This is a genomic window from Bradyrhizobium sp. HKCCYLS3070 (assembly GCF_051167575.1).
In the GTDB taxonomy this organism is placed as follows: domain Bacteria; phylum Pseudomonadota; class Alphaproteobacteria; order Rhizobiales; family Xanthobacteraceae; genus Bradyrhizobium.
The window spans coordinates 1-18,057 of sequence record NZ_JBNPTI010000013.1 but is presented as its reverse complement, the minus strand read 5'-3'; the positions used below and the strand labels follow the sequence as shown (position 1 = coordinate 18,057).

At 65.8% G+C, this 18,057-nt stretch carries 15 protein-coding genes; 2 read left to right on the top strand and 13 right to left on the bottom strand.

What is annotated here, in order from left to right; genetic code table 11:
- Positions 1 to 20: 20 nt before the first annotated feature.
- A complete protein-coding gene (locus tag ACQR03_RS28195; protein WP_315825490.1) occupies positions 21 to 530 on the bottom strand; it encodes a MarR family winged helix-turn-helix transcriptional regulator in 510 nt (169 codons plus the stop codon).
- Positions 520 to 1,152 carry a maleylacetoacetate isomerase gene (gene maiA / locus ACQR03_RS28190; protein WP_315752324.1) on the bottom strand — a complete coding sequence of 211 codons (633 nt, stop codon included), beginning with the start codon at positions 1,150 to 1,152 and terminating at the stop codon, positions 520 to 522. Before maiA ends, ACQR03_RS28195 begins: the two co-directional genes overlap by 11 nt.
- A gap of 102 nt (positions 1,153 to 1,254) precedes the next feature.
- On the opposite strand from maiA, the gene gtdA reads away from it, so the two are divergent.
- The gene (gtdA, locus tag ACQR03_RS28185) at positions 1,255 to 2,292 is read left to right on the top strand and encodes a gentisate 1,2-dioxygenase (protein WP_315825491.1); all 1,038 of its coding nucleotides are present in this window, start codon (positions 1,255 to 1,257) and stop codon (positions 2,290 to 2,292) included.
- Between the two features lie 10 nt (positions 2,293 to 2,302).
- On the opposite strand, the gene ACQR03_RS28180 is transcribed toward gtdA, so the two are convergent.
- The 9 genes from ACQR03_RS28180 to ACQR03_RS28140 form a co-directional block, all read right to left on the bottom strand.
- Positions 2,303 to 3,130 carry an ABC transporter permease gene (locus tag ACQR03_RS28180; RefSeq protein ID WP_434842042.1) on the bottom strand — a complete coding sequence of 276 codons (828 nt, stop codon included), beginning with the start codon at positions 3,128 to 3,130 and terminating at the stop codon, positions 2,303 to 2,305.
- Entirely contained in the window at positions 3,123 to 3,896 is a 774-nt protein-coding gene (locus ACQR03_RS28175) for an ABC transporter ATP-binding protein (protein ID WP_315752273.1), read from the bottom strand. The genes ACQR03_RS28180 and ACQR03_RS28175 overlap by 8 nt, the downstream gene beginning before the upstream one ends.
- Positions 3,897 to 3,938: 42 nt before the next feature.
- Positions 3,939 to 4,940 (bottom strand): ABC transporter substrate-binding protein, encoded by a 1,002-nt coding sequence (locus ACQR03_RS28170; RefSeq protein ID WP_316203043.1) that lies wholly within the window; start codon positions 4,938 to 4,940, stop codon positions 3,939 to 3,941.
- A gap of 481 nt (positions 4,941 to 5,421) precedes the next feature.
- Positions 5,422 to 5,904 carry a hypothetical protein gene (locus ACQR03_RS28165; protein ID WP_315715276.1) on the bottom strand — a complete coding sequence of 161 codons (483 nt, stop codon included), beginning with the start codon at positions 5,902 to 5,904 and terminating at the stop codon, positions 5,422 to 5,424.
- 107 nt (positions 5,905 to 6,011) lie between these two features.
- Positions 6,012 to 6,704, bottom strand: a complete 693-nt coding sequence (locus ACQR03_RS28160; RefSeq protein ID WP_434842041.1) for an alpha/beta hydrolase family protein — start codon at positions 6,702 to 6,704, stop codon at positions 6,012 to 6,014.
- A 58-nt stretch (positions 6,705 to 6,762) separates the two neighbouring features.
- Positions 6,763 to 8,778: a methyl-accepting chemotaxis protein gene (locus ACQR03_RS28155; protein WP_434842095.1), complete on the bottom strand. Its 2,016-nt coding sequence runs from the start codon at positions 8,776 to 8,778 to the stop codon at positions 6,763 to 6,765.
- A 35-nt stretch (positions 8,779 to 8,813) separates the two neighbouring features.
- Positions 8,814 to 9,791: a TRAP transporter substrate-binding protein gene (locus tag ACQR03_RS28150; RefSeq protein WP_410051878.1), complete on the bottom strand. Its 978-nt coding sequence runs from the start codon at positions 9,789 to 9,791 to the stop codon at positions 8,814 to 8,816.
- 244 nt (positions 9,792 to 10,035) lie between these two features.
- Entirely contained in the window at positions 10,036 to 10,680 is a 645-nt protein-coding gene (locus ACQR03_RS28145) for a nucleoside-diphosphate sugar epimerase (protein ID WP_316226105.1), read from the bottom strand.
- A gap of 150 nt (positions 10,681 to 10,830) precedes the next feature.
- Positions 10,831 to 13,143, bottom strand: coding sequence for a Tex family protein (locus tag ACQR03_RS28140; protein ID WP_315752276.1), 2,313 nt, complete (start codon positions 13,141 to 13,143; stop codon positions 10,831 to 10,833).
- Positions 13,144 to 13,339: 196 nt separating this feature from the next.
- Here ACQR03_RS28140 and ACQR03_RS28135 point away from each other — a divergent pair, with 196 nt between their 5' ends.
- Positions 13,340 to 15,400, top strand: coding sequence for an ATP-dependent helicase (locus ACQR03_RS28135; protein ID WP_434842040.1), 2,061 nt, complete (start codon positions 13,340 to 13,342; stop codon positions 15,398 to 15,400).
- Positions 15,401 to 15,692: 292 nt separating this feature from the next.
- Here the strand turns inward: ACQR03_RS28135 and ACQR03_RS28130 are convergent, their stop codons facing one another.
- Together ACQR03_RS28130 and ACQR03_RS28125 are read right to left on the bottom strand one after the other, a co-directional pair.
- The gene (locus ACQR03_RS28130) at positions 15,693 to 16,652 is read right to left on the bottom strand and encodes a fatty acid desaturase (protein WP_434842039.1); all 960 of its coding nucleotides are present in this window, start codon (positions 16,650 to 16,652) and stop codon (positions 15,693 to 15,695) included.
- Positions 16,653 to 16,666: 14 nt separating this feature from the next.
- Positions 16,667 to 17,698: an alpha/beta fold hydrolase gene (locus tag ACQR03_RS28125; RefSeq protein ID WP_434842038.1), complete on the bottom strand. Its 1,032-nt coding sequence runs from the start codon at positions 17,696 to 17,698 to the stop codon at positions 16,667 to 16,669.
- Between the last annotated feature and the right edge of the window lie 359 nt (positions 17,699 to 18,057).

The window sequence follows — 18,057 nt, the reverse complement described above, 5'->3', positions numbered from 1 at the left end:
ACAACCGCGGAGTTCCGCGATCAGCCGGTTTTGCCGAGATGCTCCAGCGCATCCTCGGCGCGCAGCGGCACCCGCGACACCTCGTTGTTGAGATCGACGAGCTGCGCCAGCAACGCCATCAGCATCTTGCGATCCGCGGCCTTCAGCGGCGCCAGCATGCGTGCCTGGGCGCGATCGACCGCCGGCATGATCGCACGGAGCAGTGCTCCGCCCGCCCTGGTCAGATAAAGCAGCTTGACGCGCTTGTCCTCGGCCGACGGCCTGCGCTCGATATGGCCCTTGCTCTCCAGCCGCTCGATCACGCTGCCGAGCGTCGAACGGTCGAAGGCGATCACCGCCGACAGCCTGGTGGCATCGATGCCCGGATGCGTCTGGATCGCGACCAGCGCTGCATATTGCACCGGCGTCAGGTCGAACTCGCGGCACTCCTCAACGAAGATGGACACGGCAATCTGCTGCATCCGCCGGAACAGATAGCCCGGCTTGGTGTAGACTGCGTCCATGGTGATGTCGGGCGGCCTACTCGGCATCGGGCTGACGCTCCGGAGCAGCAGCGGCGAAGGCCGGCAGCGCCTTCGCCGCGGCTTCGGCCTGCAGCAGGCGCGGAAACGCTGCGACATCGACGCCAAAGCGGCGTGCATTGCCGAGCTGCGGCACCAGGCAGAGATCGGCCAAGGTTGGCGCCGCACCGAAACAGAATGGGCCAGGCTCATGCTTGATCAGCGCTTCGCAGGCAGCGAGCCCCTCGCGGTTGGCCCAGCCGGCCCAGGCCGTGACCTTGTCCTCGGGCAGGCCGAGCTCCCGGAGCCGCGCCAACACCTTCAGGTTCTGCACCGGATGGGTGTCGCAGGCGAGCACCTGCGCGAAGGCGCGGACCTGGGCGCGTCGCAACGGATCCTTCGGCAGCAGCGGCGGCTCGGGATGAGTCTCGTCGAGCCATTCGATGATCGCAAGCGACTGGATCAACGTGGCGCCGCTGTCGTCCTCGAGCGCCGGGACCAAACCCTGCGGGTTGAGCGCGAGATAGGCGGGCGCGCGCTGCTCGCCCTTGCGGAGGTGATGCGGCAGATGCTCGGCCGTGAGACCCTTGAGGTTGAGCGCGATCCTGACGCGATAGGATGCGCTGCTGCGGAAATAGCCGTGCAGCTTCATCATGGCAGTCCTCCCGATGCGACAGCTCTGGTTGTATTTGACGGTAATCAAATTGGCAGTATACTGTCAATCAAGAACGACATCTGATCATGGGAGGCGCGCATGGCCGCGGTTTCGACACCGGAGCGCGAGGCGTTCTACAAGAAGATCGACGGCGAAAACATGACGGCGCTGTGGACCGTGATGAGCGATCTCATCACGCCCGAGCCGAAGAGCGCCTGCCGCCCGCATCTGTGGCAGTTCGCGGCGATCCGCGACTACATGGTCGAGGCCGGGCGGCTGATCACGGCGAAGGAAGCCGAGCGGCGCGTGCTGATCCTGGAGAATCCGGGACTGCGCGGGCAGTCCAAGATCACCACCTCGCTCTATGCCGGCGTTCAGATGGTGATCCCAGGCGATGTTGCGCCCGCCCATCGGCACAGCCAGTCCGCATTGCGCTTCGTGCTGGAAGGCAAGGGAGCCTTCACGACCGTCGAGGGCGAACGCACCCTGATGGAGCCGGGCGACTTCATCATCACCCCGTCGATGACTTGGCACGATCACGGCAATGAGACCACCGAGCCGATGTTCTGGCTCGACGGCCTCGACATTCCCCTGGTGCAGTTTCTCGACGCGTCGTTCGCGCAAGGCGCGCAGGAGGACCAGCAGAAGGTCGCGCGCCCCGCGGGCGACAGCTTCGCCCGCTACGGCCACAATCTGCTGCCGGTCGATGCGAAGCGCAAATCCAGGACATCGCCGATCTTCAACTATCCCTACGCCTATACGCGCGAGGCGCTGGAGAACGCGAAGCGGAGCGAGGAATGGGACGCCTGCCACGGGCTGAAGCTGAAATTCTCCAACCCGGAGACCGGTGATTTCGCGATGCCGACGATCGGCACCTTCATCCAGCTGCTGCCGAAGGGCTTCAAGACTGCGCGCTATCGCTCGACCGACGCGACCGTGTTCACCGCGATCGAAGGCAGGGGCCGCAGCCGCATTGGCGACCAGACCTTCGAATGGGGCCCGCGCGACCTGTTCGTCGTTCCGAGCTGGCAATGGGTCAGCCATGAGCCGGACGAGGATGCGGTCCTGTTCTCGTTCTCGGATCGCCCGGTGCAGGAGAAGCTCGACTTGTTCCGGGAAGACCGCGGCAACGCCTGACACCGCCGGATCAGCGCCAGCGCAGGAGCCGCGCTTCGAGCATGCTGATCAGCCGGCCGACGGCGAGACCGAACAGCGACAGGATCAGGATCCCCGCCATCAGCTGATCGGTCTGCATCAGATTGCCGGCCTGCAGCACGAAGGTGCCGATGCCGGTCTCGGCGCCGATCATCTCCGCCGAAACCACGAGCATCAGCGCGACCGACGCGGTGATGCGGAAACCGGCGAGGATCGACGGCAGCGCGCCGGGCCAGATCACGCGGCGGACGATGGTCGGGAACGGCACGTTGAAGCTCTGCGCCATGCGGATCAGGTTGCGCGGCACCGCATCGACGCCGCTATAGACCGAGATCGTGGTCGAGAAGAACACGCCCAGCGCGATCGTCGCGATCTTCGGCTGCTCGCCGATGCCGAGCCAAAGAATCAGCAGCGGCAGCACGGCGATCTTCGGAATCGGAAACAGCGCAGAGACGAAAGTGATGCCGATGCTGCGCGCAATGCGCCAGAGGCCGATCGCGAAGCCGACGACGATGCCGGTGGCCGTGCCGAGCGCCCAGCCGGATACGATGCGCACGAACGATGCCGAGACATGCTGCCAGAGCGCGCCGCTTTCGGCCAATCGATACAGGGCGCGCAAGATCGTCAGCGGCGCCGGCAGGAACAATGGGTTGACCAGTGCGGGGCTGCCGATGAGTTGCCACAGGCCGAGAGCCGCCGCGAGCGCGAACCAGCCGGCCCATCGGCTTGCGGCCGGCGTGAAGCCGCCGCCCCGGAACGGCACTTTCCGGCTCTGCTTGCCGACGACCTCAGGCAGTTCAGCCGGGGAGCGCTCAAGCATTCTGAACCTCGCGCTCGGCATCGATTGCCTCGGTCCGGATCAGCCCCCAGAGCTCGTTCTGCAGGTCCAGCAGTTGCGTGCGTACTACGGCATCGCCGCGGCTGCGCCGCGTCGCCGGGATGCTGACGACCTTCCGGATGCGGCCGGGACGACGCGACAGCACGACGATGCGGTCGGCGAGCCGCACGGCCTCCTCGAGATTATGCGTGACATAGACCGCGCCCATGGTGCCGTCGGCGAGCAGATCGACGAAGTCCTCCATCAGCAGCTCGCGGGTCTGCGAGTCCAGCGCCGACAACGGCTCATCCATCAGCAGGATCGCCGGGCGGACCGCCAGCGCCCGGGCAATCCCGACCCGCTGGCGCATGCCGCCCGACAACTGCTTGGGATAGACGGTCCGGAAGTCTGCCAGGCCGGTTCGCCGCAACGCATCGTCGACGGCGGCGGCGCGCTGCTGCGTCGACAGAGATGTATGGAGGAGCGGAAAGGCAACATTGTCGGCGACGCTTGCCCACGGCAGCAGCGCGAAGTCCTGGAACACGAACGTCAGGGGATTGAGGCTGCCGGGCGGCGGAGCTCCGCGCAGCACCGCCTGTCCCTTGCTTGGCTGCAACAACCCTCCGAGGATTGCCAGCAGCGTGCTCTTGCCGCAGCCGGACGGCCCAACGAGGGCGACCACCTCGCCGGCTCCGACCGTGAACGACACGCCATCGAGCACATCGAGCGCGTCGAAACGGTGGCTGATGGTCTCGGCGATCAGGTCCATATCAGGCGATCCCGCTGCAGGCCCGCGCTGCGCCTGCCTTCATCAATCCGGCTTCACAAAGTCTTTGACGATGATCGCGGCCGCATCATAGCCCTGGTCCGCGAACCCCTGAGCCTGCAGCCATTTGATCTGGCTGTCGATGTTCTTCACATCGAGCTTGCCGTCGGGATCGATATAGGCGCAATTGCCCACGACCTGCTCGACCGGCAGGTTCGTGTACTTGCCGATGATCTCGAGCAACGGTTTGGTCTTGTCGTCGATGGCGGCGGTGCCGTCCTTGACCGAGGCGAGCACGACATCATGATACTCGCGCTCGGCGCGCTGAAGCGACGCCAGCAGCTTACCGACCAGCGCCGTGTTGGCCAAGATTTTCGGCCCCGCGAACACGCCGCTGACCTGCCACGGCGTCTCGTCGCCGACCCAGCCAAGATGCTTGACGGCGCCCTCCTCCATCAGCTTGCGCGCCACCGAAACCGGCATCAGCGCCGCGTCGACGGTTTCCCCTTTGATGGCCGCCGACATGTTGGACATCGACTGCAGCGGCACGATCTTCACGTCGGCGAGCTTGAAGCCATATTTATCGGCCAGCAGCCCCACCGAATAGTGAAAGCTCGACCCGACCTGGGTCATCGCCACGCGCTTGCCGGCAATGTCCTTCGGCGTCCTGAGACCTGCCTCATAGGCCTTGTTGCTGGCAAAGTAGCCAATCAGCGGAAAGCCCGGGCGGTCACGGCTCATACCGGCGATGATCTTCAACGCGCCCTTGCCTGCGAGGTTATACAGTCCTGCGGTGAAGGCCGTCACCCCGACGTCGACGTCGCCGGTGGCCGTCGCCACGGCGATCGGTTGCGCTGCATCGAAAAACTTCAGCTCGACGTCCAGTCCAGCTTCGCGGAAGTAGCCTTTGTCCAACGCGATGAACACTGGCGCGGACGAGGACAGCCGGAGAACGCCGATCCGGAGCTTGGCGTCGTCGGACAGCGCGGTGCTGATCGATACGAGGCTCCAGAGCAGCCCCAGGACGACGCCAACGTATCGGAACATCACACTCTCCAAGTTCTGCGACCCGCACACCCGGCCTCACCCCACGACGCCGACTTGTTGCAATATTTCGAGCTTGATGTCGCGCCAAATTTTCAGGAGTCGGGAGATCGCAGCCTCAGAGGCCGGGCGTCTTGCTCCAAGCCGCCTCGTCCATCACTGTAACGCGTGTTGCGCTAAACGCCCTTGCAATCGGCGGTCCGGTCCTTTGCCGCGACCGTGAGCTTCCTGCAGGGGCCGTGAAACGTCTCGATCCCTTTCAATCCGTCCTCTGCACGGACCGACATGGCCGGCAGGCTCGCCGCGCCGAGGGCCAGCAGCCAAACGGATGAAGCTGTCTTTCTCATCGCGATCTTCTGACAAAGTGGATATTGCCGAGCGGGCCGGATTTGCCGCGTGGACTGTACGATGGCGAGTGACGACCGGCGACGCCGCGACGAACTCTCCTGCTGGCCCATCCTGCTTGTGCACAGGGGTCACGGCCTCAGAAGGTCTGCATCACCGGCTTCTCGCCATTGGACAGAAATAGCCCTTCAAAACGGCCGATCTCGCTGTCGGCTGTGCATTCGAGCAGGTCGGGTCCCTTGAATGGATTGCCGTGGCGGCATTGCCCCTTGGCCGTCACCTTGTTGATCGTCTTGCGACTTTGGCCAATGATCATCATGTCGACCGGCGTGACGAACTTGTCAGGCCCCGGTTGCTCTTGCAGATCGCCGCGGTTCGAGAACGTGACCACGCTGCCGTCGAGCAAGGTGAAGTAGAAGCCGGTGCGCTGATCGTCATAGTCGGTATTGAGCAGCGCGCCCTTGCATTCCGAGCTACGATCCTTTCCCGCGACGATGAGCTTCTGGCAAGTTCCCTTCACGACCACCATGCCGGTCAGCCTGGCATCGGCGAGCGATGGAGCTGCAGAGATCATCAGCACGCCAAGCGCGCACACCGATAGCGCCACCACTGCTGACTTCATCGAACCCCCTCCCTACCTTTCAATATGACTATGCCTCAACCTCCGGTGACAGAAAAGTTCTGTTTTTGTTCTCATGCCATTTTTCTCCGAAGGAGGCGCTCGGCGCGTCAGCCGGCACACGCTTCGAGAGTCTCCAGCCACGCCGCAAACGCCTCCGTCAGGTCCTCCATGACGGCCTGATCATTCCGGCCGGAGCGCGCAGGCACGTGGAAGGCGTGGTCGGCCTGATCGATCCAATGCAAGGTCGCGCGCGGTCCCAGCCGCTTCACGACGGGCGCGAGCAGCTCCATCTCCGCCAGCTTGTCGCGCGTCCCCTGCAGGAACAGCATCGGGACCTCGATCGCATCGAGATGATCGGCGCGCGCGATGGAGGGCTTGCCGGCGGGGTGAAGCGGAAAGCCGAGAAAGGCGAGCCCGGCCACGCCTGGCAGCGGCGCTGCACTCTGCGCCTGCGACGTCATGCGCGCCCCGAACGACTTGCCGCCCGCAACGAGCGGCCCCCCCGGACAGAGCCGCGCAGCCTCCGCCACGGCAGCCCGCACCGCGGCGTGGGCGAGCGCGGGCGGATCAGGGCGCTTGCTGCCCTTCTCCATATAGGGAAACTGAAAGCGGAGCGTCGCGATGCCGCGCGCGGCAAGGCTTGCGGCCGCTTGGTTCATGAAGACGTGGGTCATGCCGGCGCCCGCGCCATGGGCGAACACGAAACAGGCGCGCGGCCGCGGCGGGGCCATGAACAGCGCGGACACGATGTCCGCGCCGTCGACGGGAAACGCAAGGGAACGCGGCTGGTGCTCGGTCATGCGCCAGAGTGTGAGCCTGCGTCCCCTGCGTCAACTCCACTCGCCACCGGTTTGCGGCTCACGCCGCCGTTCGGATCGTCTGCAGGAAGTCGGCGACATTGCTCTTCAGCGAAGCGGCCTGCTGCTGCAGCGCCGCGGCCGCCGCCAGCGCAGCTTCAGCGCCGGCATCGGTCTGCCCGGCCACGTTGCGCACGTCGCCGATCTCCTGCGTGACCGCCGCCGTACCGCTGGCCGCCTGCTCGACGTTGCGTGCAATCTCGCTGGTCGCCGCTCCCTGCTGCTCCACCGCGGTGGCGATCGCATTGGAGATCTCGGCAATCTCCCGCACGGTCGTGCCGAACTGGGCGATCGCGCCGACCGTCTCCTGCGTCGCGCTCTGGATGGTCGCGATCTGGCTCGAGATCTGCTCCGTCGCCTGCGCGGTCTGCGACGCCAGGTTCTTCACCTCGCTAGCGACGATCGCAAATCCGCGGCCGGCCTCGCCGGCGCGCGCCGCCTCGATGGTGGCGTTGAGCGCCAGCAGGTTGGTCTGGCTCGCGATCGCCTGGATCAGCTGCACGATGGTGCCGATCCTCTCCGCCGCGCTGGACAGCCCGTCGATCAGCTCGGATGTCCGCTGCGTCTCGTGCGTCGCCCGGGTCGACACCGTGACCGAGCGCTGGACCTGGGAGGAGATCTCCCTGATCGAGGCCGCGAGCTCCTGGGTCGCCGAGGCCACGGTCTGCACATTGACGGAGGCCTGCTCGGCCCGGCTGGCGACCGCTTCCGCAAGGCCACGGCCGCGTTCGGCGACGCGCGCCAGCTCGCTGGCGCTCTCGCCCATCTCGGTCGCACGCCCGCCGACGCCGGTGATGACACCCTGCATGCCCTGCTCGAATCGACCAGCCAGATCGGACATCATGCGGGCGCGCTCGGCCTCCGCAGCTTCACGCTGTGCCGCGGCCTCCTGCTCCATGCGGCGCACGGCAAGCGCATTGTCACGGAAAATCTCCACGGCGCGCGCCATCCGGCCGATCTCGTCGCGCTGCTCGCCGCCGGGAATCGGCTGATCCAATTCGCCGGCCGCCAGCGACTGCATGCGGTCGGTCATGCCGCGGATCGGGTTCGACACGCTGGCGCCGATCAGCCAGGCCAGCACCGCTCCGAATATCACCGCTGCGGCTGCGGTCACGATCACGGTCTGCTTGGTATCTTCGACCGCGACGCCGGTCCTTGCGGCCTGCTCTGCACGCGCGGTACCAAGCTGCCGGTTGATCTGGCTGACCTGGGTATCGATCGAGGCACTCGCCTTGGCGAGCTCCGCCTGCTTGGCGCGCAGGTCAGCGGCCACCTTGATCACCTCCTCGAGCGCGGCGGCATCCGCCGTGAGAGCCTCTTTCAGCGCAGCAACCAGCGCCTTCAGCTTGGCATCATCGACACCCGCGATCTCGGCCTCCGTATCGGCAATCGCGAGCTTCGCATAGACGAAGGTGAGCCTGGCATCGTCGGCATCGCCATTCGATAACGTGTTAGTATAGCGCATCATCGCGATGCGAACCGCGTCGACGACGCTGGCCAGGCGTAACGGATTCATCAGCGGCTCGCTGCCCGCACGATTGGCAAGGGCAACCTGGATGCCGCCCATGTTGATGCCGGCAACGGCGCCCAATGCGTCGGTCTTGGTCGTCGCCGCCCGCAGGCGGTCCACGGCCTCGGCCGCGGCGACGAACGATGAGCGGTAGGCCGCCAGCGCGCTCCGTACCGGCCCCACGCCGTCAGCCAGCACCTTCAGGCTGCCGGACTGCTTCTCGACCTGATCGGCGAGACCGCCGACAGCGTCGATGGCCTTGCTGGCCGCATCCTTGTCACCGACGTTCCAGGTCCGGACGAATCTCTCGACCGCGCCGTTGGCGCCGAGCAGCGCGGCACGCACCTGCGACATGCCGGCGTCCCCGGCCGCGCTGGTAACGAGTTCATCCACGGTGCCGCCGATGCGGCCGACCTGGACCATGGCGAAGCCGCCGAGCAACACCAGGAAGCTCAGGATCAGGGCGAATCCGCCGAAGATGCGCGGGCGGACGCCGATCCAAGACATCAGAGAAGACAATTTCATCGATTTGCCCGGCTGTTTCACGGAGTGGACCTGATGGTGGCGAGCAGCTCCTTGCCGAAGCGCTTCTCGAAGTCGGCATCGAGCGGCCTGACCGCATCGACGAAGGTCTTGCGGTCGAACGTCTCGATCACCTCCATGCCGGTCTTGCGCAACTCATCGAGCTTCTGCGCATCGAGCTGGGCCTGCCAGGTGACCTCCGCAGCCGCCTTGGCGGCGGCAACCAGCGCATCACGATCCGCCGCATCGAGATGGTCGAACATCGCGCGGTTGGCGACGAAGGCGATCGGCGCGAAGAAATGCCCGGTGAGCGTCAGATATTTCTGCACCTCGTCGAAGCGATTGGCCGCGATGGTGGCAACCGGATTTTCCTGACCGTCGAGCCGACCGTCCTTGAGGGCGGCATAGACCAGCGGGAAATCCATCGGCATCACGTCGGCGCCGAGCGCCTTGAAGGTCATCTGGTAGACCGGATTGGGGATCACGCGGATCCTGAGTCCCTTGACGTCATCGACGGTACGGACCGGGCGCTTCGAGTTGGTGAGATTGCGAAAGCCCTGCTTGCCCAGCGCCAGCAGCACCAGTCCCTTGTCGGCGAACTTGGCGCCGATCGCGGCGGCGACCGGCCCTTGCGCAACCGCCTTGGCATGCGCAGTGTCGCGGAACAGGAACGGGATGTCGAAGACGCCAAGCTCGGGGACCACCGCGCTGGCGATGCCGCCGGACACCACGGCCACGTCCACTGCGCCGCTCCGGGTTGCAGCCAGCACCGCCGCCTCGCTGCCGAATGCGTTGCCCGCACGCTCATCAATGATGAGCCGCTTGCCGGCCAACGCCTGCAGCTTCACGCGAAATTCGTCCGACCCGACCTGCTGCGGGTTCTGAATCTGCGAGTTGTAGACCAGCGACACCATTCGCGGAGACGCCGTCGCCGCTTGGGATCCGAGCAGGGTTCCCATCAATGCCAAGAAGCAAAATTCAAGCAGCTGTCTGCGCATGAAACACCGGGCTGTTTTTCCTCGATGCACAACTAACAGCGAGATATGGTTAAGATGTTAAGATGCGATTCCCGTCTTGCCCGCTCCAGCCATTCACTCGCTGATAGTCGCATGCGAGAGAGCCGTAAAACTACGGGGCGGGTGTGTCGACCAGTCGATCCGAGCTTGAGGCGCGGCGCGATATCAGATTTCGATTTATCGTAAATAGCGAGACCGGGCCGCTACGCAAGAGCCGCAGGCTCGATCATCGGCGCATGGCCCCTGACAGCATCACTCGCTTGCCGGCAACCGTAGGAACAGCCATCAGCAGCGCGTTGGCGACGTCCGCCGCCGCGATGGGCTTGTAGTTCGCCGGGATCAGGAAGCCGATGATGTTGTTCAGCCTGTTGCCCCATTCCTCGCCCGGACGACTCGGCTGTCCGAGCTCCGCCCGCGGGCCGACCAGCAGCGAAGGCCGCGCGATCACCAGTCCCTCGAAGGGCAACGCGGTCAGATCGTCCTCGAGCTCGCCTTTCACCCGGCTGTAGAAGACGCGCGACCTGCTGTCGGCGCCCATCGCGCTGACCAGACCAACGCGCCTGGTGCCGCTCGCGAGCGCGGCCTTGGCGACGGCGAGGTTGGCGTCGTGATCGATGGCGCGGAAGGCGGCCTGGCTTCCGGCCACCTTGATCGTGGTCCCGAGAGCCAGATAGAGCTCGTCGGCCGGCGGCAGAGGCGGCAGCGCGGTGAAATCCACGACATGCGCCGTCAGCTTGGGCGAATGGTCAGGCGGCGCGCGGCGGCCGACGACATGCACATGATCCACGGCCGGGTCGGCAAGCAGACCGCGAAGCAGCTCCCGTCCCACCAGCCCAGTCGCGCCGGCAATGATCACGGTCCGGTTCGTCATGCGCGGTCCCCACTCACAACTCGCCGCCCAAGGTAAGCATGGCCGCGGAGATAGGGAAGACGGCAACGACACGACGCCGAATGCCATGGCGCCGCAGATATGACGCCGCAGACGAGACATTCCCTCCGCAGCGCCTCGTCACCATCCGCCTCAGGCGCCCTTGCGCCGCTCTGCGGCCTTGGCCATCGCCGCGGCGAACGCGCCGCCGCCAGACGGCTTCTCCTCACGCGAGGTCATGCGCCCCGCGGGCGGCCGTGCGCTGGTCCGCTTCTCGCCCTTGGCCGGCAGCGGATCGGACAGCCGAAGCGTCAGCGAGATGCGGTTGCGCGGCACATCGACGTCGAGCACCTTGACCTTCACGACCTGCCCCGGCTTCACCACCTCGCGCGGATCGTTGATGCGCTTCTCGGACATCGCCGAGATGTGGATCAGGCCGTCCTGGTGCACGCCGATATCGGCGAAGGCGCCGAAGGCCGCGACGTTGGTGATGGTCGCCTCCAGGATCATGCCGGGCTTGAGATGGGTGATCTTCTCGACGCCCTCCTGGAAGGTCGCGGTCTTGAACTCCGGACGCGGATCGCGGCCGGGCTTCTCCAGCTCCTTGATGATGTCGGTCACGGTCGGGACGCCGAAGCGCTCGTCGGCGAATTTCGCCGGATTGAGCGTCTTCAAGGTTTTGGTGTCGCCGATCAGCACCTTGATGTCGCTCTTGGTCGTCTCGAGAATCTTCTTCACGACCGGATAGGATTCCGGGTGGACGCCGGAGGCATCGAGCGGGTTGTCGCCATCGCGGATGCGCAGGAAGCCGGCGCACTGCTCGAACGCCTTCGGTCCGAGCCGCGGCACCTCCTTGAGCTTGTCGCGGGTCGGGAACGGACCGTTGGCGTCGCGATGCGCGACGATGTTCTGCGCCAGGCTCTCGCCGATGCCCGACACCCGCGCCAGCAGCGGCGCCGAGGCGGTGTTGAGATCGACGCCGACGGCATTCACGCAGTCCTCGACGGTGGCATCGAGCGCGCGGGCGAGCTCATACTGGTTGAGGTCGTGCTGATACTGGCCGACGCCGATCGAGGCCGGCGGCACCTTGACGAGTTCGCCGAGCGGATCCTGCAGGCGGCGCGCGATCGAGACGGCGCCGCGGATCGAGACGTCGAGATTGGGGAATTCCTTCGCAGCGAACTCCGAGGCCGAATAGACCGACGCGCCGGCTTCCGACACGATCGCCTTGGTCAGCTTCAGATCCGGCTTCAGCTTCATCAAATCGTTGACGAGCTTCTCGGTCTCGCGCGACGCCGTGCCGTTGCCGATCGCGACGAGATCGATGCCGTGCTTCACGCAGAGCTGCGCCAGGGTCAGCATGCTCTCGTTCCACTGCCGCTGCGGCTCGTGCGGATAGATCGTGGCGTGATCGACGAACTTTCCGGTGCGGTCGATCACCGCGACCTTGACGCCGGTGCGGAAGCCGGGATCGAGCCCGAGCGTGGCGCGGCCGCCGGCGGGAGCTGCGAGCAGCAGATCGCGCAGGTTCGCGGCGAACACGCGGACCGCCTCCTTTTCCGCCTCCTGCCACAGCCGCATGCGGATATCGAGCGCCAGCGAGGTCTTGATGCGGGTGCGCCAGGCCCAGCGCACGGAGTCCGACAGGAACTGATCGGCCGGGCGGCCCTGGCGCGAAATGCCGAAGGTCACGGCGATACGGTTCTCATACAGCGTCGGATCCTTGGAGTCCTCCGGCTCGCCATCGCCGAAATCGAGCTGCAGCACCTCTTCCTTCTCGCCACGCAGCATCGCGAGGATGCGGTGCGACGGCAGCTTGGTGAACGGCTCGGAGAAATCGAAGTAATCGGCGAACTTCGCGCCCTCGGTTTTCTTGCCATGGCGAACGGACGACTTCACGGCGCCGCGGGTCCACATCTCCTCGCGCAGCGAGCCGACGAGGTCGGCATGCTCGGCGAAACGTTCGACCAGGATCGCGCGGGCGCCGTCGAGCGCGGCCTTGACGTCCTTGACCGGGTTGTCGCCATCCTTCTTGATGAAGGCCTTAGCCTCGACCTCCGGCGCCTTCATCGGATCACCGATCAGCATGTCGGCGAGCGGCTCGAGCCCGGCTTCCTTCGCGATCTGCGCCTTGGTGCGGCGCTTCTCCTTGAACGGCAGATAGATGTCCTCGAGCCGGGCCTTGGTATCGGCGGTCGCCAGCGCCAGCTCGATCTCGGGCGTCATCTTGCCCTGCGCCTTGATGCTCTCGATGATCGCGGTGCGCCGTGCATCCATCTCGCGCAGATATCGCAGCCGTTCCTCCAGCGTACGCAACTGCGTGTCGTCCAGCATGCCGGTCGCCTCCTTGCGATAGCGCGCGATGAACGGCACGGTCGCGCCGCCGTCGAGCAGGTCGATCGCGGCCTGGACCTGGGCATCCTTGACTGAGAGCTCAGCAGCGATGATGGAGGCAAAATTCGACACGGTGTTCTTCCGAGATTCGTGACGGGGCTGATTGGATAGGAGTGCAAGCGCGCCAGCGCAAGCGGCTGGCAGACGCTCTGTGGGCAACCGTGACAAAAAAGACCGGTTGCGAATCATGTAAAACGCTGCCGCGACCGGGCCATCGCGTTGCACATGCGGCGCAAATCACTGATTCTTGCAGGCTGAGGGACGATTCGTGCAGGCCACGGCTGCGACATATCTCGACGATCTCAATCCGGAGCAGCGCCGCGCCGTCGAGCATGGCGGCGCCTGCGCCGCGCCTGGCCCGCCGCTGCTGATCATTGCCGGCGCGGGCTCGGGCAAGACCAACACGCTCGCGCATCGCGTCGCACATCTGCTCGTCAATGGCGCCGATCCGCGCCGTATCCTGTTGATGACGTTCTCGCGCCGCGCGGCGAGCGAGATGAGCCGCAGGGTCGAGCGCATCGCCCGCAAGGTGCTGGGCGGCAAGGCCGAGCCGATCACGGCCGCGCTCACCTGGGCCGGCACGTTTCATGGCCTGGGCGCGCGGATGCTGCGCGACTACGCCGAGCGCGTCGGCCTCGACCCTGTGTTCACGATCCACGATCGCGAGGATTCCGCCGACCTGATGAATTTGGTGCGGCACGAACGCGGCTTGTCCAACACGCAGCGACGCTTCCCGACCAAGGGTACCTGCCTTGCGATCTATTCGCGCTGCGTCAACGCCGACATGCCGCTCGACGAGGCACTGGTGCGGCATTTTCCGTGGTGCGCGGAATGGGCCGGCGAGCTGAAGGGCCTGTTCGCGGCCTATGTCGAAGCCAAGCAGGCCAATGCCGTGCTCGACTACGACGACCTGCTGCTGTACTGGGCGCAGATGATGGCGGACGAAACCATCGCACGCGAGATCGGCGATCGCTTCGACCACGTGCTGGTCGACGAATATCAGGACACGAACCGGCTGCAGTCGCAGATCCTGCTCGGCTTGAAGCCCGACGGCGCGGGACTGACGGTGGTCGGCGACGACGCGCAGTCGATCTACGCCTTCCGCGCCGCCACCGTGCGCAACATCCTGGAATTTCCCGATCAGTTCAGTCCGCGCGCCGACATCATCACGCTGGACCGCAACTACCGCTCGACGCAGCCGATCCTCACGGCGGCCAACGGCGTGATCGGGCTGGCGCGGGAGCGCTTCACCAAGAATCTGTGGACCGACCGCACGAGTTCGCGCAAGCCGCAGCTCGTGACTGTCAGCGACGAGACCGATCAGGCGCGCTACATCGTCGAGCAGGTGCTGGCGAAGCGCGAGGAAGGCATTGTGCTGAAGCAACAGGCCGTGCTGTTCCGCACGTCGTCGCACAGCGGTCCCTTGGAATTCGAGCTCACGCGCCGCAACATCCCGTTCGTGAAGTTCGGCGGGCTGAAGTTCCTCGATGCCGCCCACGTGAAGGACGTGCTGGCCTGCTTGCGCTTCGTGGCCAATCCGCGCGACCGCATCGCCGGCTTCCGCATGCTGCATCTGATCCCGGGCATCGGTCCGGCGTCGGCGCAGCGTCTGCTCGATGCCATCAGCGCCAGTGCCGATCCGATCGCGCGCCTCTGCGAGCAGTCCGCACCGGCGCGCGCCGGCGATGACTGGACCGCGTTCGTGCGCACACTGGAGCAGCTGCGCGTCTCGGAATGGCCCGGAGATATCGAGCGTATCAGGCACTGGTATCAGCCGCATCTCGAGCGCGTTCATGAGGATGCGGAGGTGCGAACCGCCGACCTGCTGCAGCTCGAGCAGATCGCGAGCGGCTATCCGTCGCGCGAGCGTTTCCTCACCGAGCTGACGCTCGACCCGCCCGACGCCACCTCCGATCAGTCCGGCGTGCCTTTGCTCGACGAGGACTATCTGATCCTCTCCACCATCCATTCCGCCAAGGGCATGGAGTGGAATTCCGTGCACGTCCTCAACGTCGTCGACGGCTGCATGCCGTCCGATCTCGGCGCCGGCTCCAGCGCCGAATTGGAGGAAGAACGGCGGCTGCTCTATGTCGCCATGACCCGCGCCAAGGACGATCTGCATCTCCTGGTGCCGCAGCGGTTCTTCGTCCACGGCCAGCCGGTGCGCGGCGATCGTCACGTCTATGCCTCGCGCACGCGGTTCATTCCGGAAGCGCTGGTGCCGCTGTTCGAACGCGCCAGCTGGCCGCGGGCGCAGCCGGGGTCGGCATATGCGCGCTCCGGGCCGCGCATCGATCTCGGCGCGCGGATGCGCGAGCGATGGCGGTGAGCCAGCGTCGCTGCGACCATATCAACACGACGCCAATCACTGCACTTCTCCCACAAGGGGCGTGCCGGGAGGACGCGCACCGGTCGGGCACGATGGCTTGCTGACATCCCTGGCGACGTGGTCGGTCTGCGCCTCCCCCGCTTGCGGGGGAGGTCGCATCGCATCGAGAGATGCGATGCGGGTGGGGGATGCTCTGGAAAGACTGCCGTTGTGGCGCCCCCACCCCAGCCCTCCCCCGCAAGCGGGAGAGGGAGCGCACCGGCCGAGCGGCGATAACTCGGATCCAAACTCATCATGGATGAGACTTCGTTTCCTTCCACTGCGCGCGAAACCACGCCCAGGTCTGCCGCGTCACGGCGACGTAGCCCTGCCCGCGATACTTGATCTCGCCGTCGACGATCGCGTGCAGCTTCGGCAGCGCATGGAACGGCACCGCCGGATAGGCATGGTGCTCGACATGATACGGCATGTTCCAGGCGAGCCAATGCACCGCCCGCGTGGTGAAGGTGGTGCGGGTGTTCTGGAAGGCGCTCCTTGTGTGATCGCAGCCGGTGTGCTCGGCGTAGAGATAGGGCCGCAGGATCAGTTGTCCGACGAGCAGCGGCAGCACCCAGACCCACAGCAGCAGCGCGCTGTGCAGCGCCAGCGAGGCGATGAGCAGCAGTGCATAGCCCGCGACATAGGCGCGCGCCTCCCGCACGACGATCGCCCGGCGGCCCGCGGGGACCCACGGCACCGTCACCTCGCCGGTCACCGCATGCTTCAGCAGCAGCCTGAGACGGCCGGCCACCTGGACCAGGCCGGAATAGGCAATCGCGAGTTGCGTCTCCGAGCGCGGTTTGGGGCCGACGATCAGCTCCGGATCGCGCAGGGGATCCTGGGTGTGGCGGTGATGCTCCCAATGGAACAGGCAGTAATATTCGTAAGGCAGTCCGATCAGGAAGCCGGAGAGATAGCCGACCGCGAGGTTGAGTCTGCGGCTGTCGAAGGCGGTCTTGTGCGCGGTCTCGTGCACCGCCATGAACAGGAACGCGATGAGCACGCCCTGCACTGGCAGCAAGGGCAGCGCCCACAGCACACCATGCGTCGATGCGATCGCTCCGATCAGCGCACCCACGCCGATGATCGCGCCGTAATGGCTGAGCGTGCGTAGCGCGCCCTGCATGTTGGAGCGCGTGCAGAGCTGCTGCAGCACCGGCGGTGTCAGCAGCTTCGGACGGGGCGCGAATTCGTCGGTGGGCACGTCGGTCATGTCGAACTCAAGTGTCAGCTCTGGAGAAGGGCGGAAACGTTGGCGTTGATGAAGTCGCGATCGGCCGGGATGCGGACAGGATTGCCGGCCCGGTGGCCGTGGATCGACGGAATCGGCCGCAGCACGGCGGAGCGCGCGTTGACCAGCCCGGGCAGTTCGCGCTCATTGTCGCGCCAGTCGAAATAGCGGTCGGTCCGGCCCGGCATCAGCAGCATGTGCGCGGCGATTGCCGACAGCGCCCGATCCAGATCGCCGCCGAACGCCGCGCAGTTGCTGATATCGCCGCCCTGCCAGATCGCGATCTGCGCCAGCAGGTTGTCGGCATCGCGATGCGCGAAGGCTAAGTCCCAGGTGGCGGCGAGATAGTCCTCCTGCGAGCCAAAGCCCTGCTCGCGCCAGACCTCGTCGCGGTAGAACTCGTAGGACATCGCCCAGCCCGCATAGATCCGCCCCATCGCGCGCAGGCCGGCCACCGGCTTCTCGGCGAAGCGGCCGTTGCGAAACGCGGGATCGGCCGTCAGCGCCGCCTTCACCGCGTCGAGAAAGAGGTGATTGTAGGGCGAGCAGCGCGCGCTGCCGCACACCACCGCCGCACGCTCCACCATGTCCGAATGACAGGCGGCCCAGTGATAGGCCTGCATGCCGCCCATCGACCAGCCATAGACCAGCGCGATCCGGCTGATCCCGAACTGTTCCTCAACGAGCCGGCGCTGCACCGCGACCGCGTCGTGATAGCTGATGGCCGGGAACGGCGCGTCGCCGAACAGCTCGCGCGTGTTCGAAGGCGACGACGACAGCCCATTGCCGAACAGGTTGGGAATGATGATGAAGTAGCTGCTCGGATCGAGCGCGCCGCCGGGCGCGATCAGCCACTCGGTGTCGACATGCTGGGCGCCGAACGAGGTCGGATAGAGGATGACGTTGTCCTTGGCCGCGTTCAGCGTGCCATAGGTCTTGTAGGCGAGCCGCAGCGACGGGAACGTCACGCCCGATTGCAGCACGACGTCGCCCGCCTCGAAGATCTGATAGTCGCTGCCCGCCGCCATGCACGTCATCCCGTGTAATCGATGAACGGAGCCTAGGTGATGCGCGGCCGGGCCACACGCCCATTTTTTGGCATGGCATGACCGCGCAAGAGGCGCGGGCGGCAATCGCATCGGCCGAGGCCATGGGGTCGTACCCTCGCGGCCGCTCAAGCCCGAGCTTTGTCCGGATCGCGTGCCCTCTGAAACGTGAGGGCGCAGGGAAGACCGGGAGCTCGCCGCCCCCATGGCCCGCCTGCGAAAAAAAAATGCAGGCGGCAGGAACCACAGGTTCGGCTGGGACATCCCGGCGGGCTCAAGCGGTGGTCGCAACACCAAGTGTTTTCATTCGTGACAGCAGCTCGTCAAGCGCTTCTGCTGGA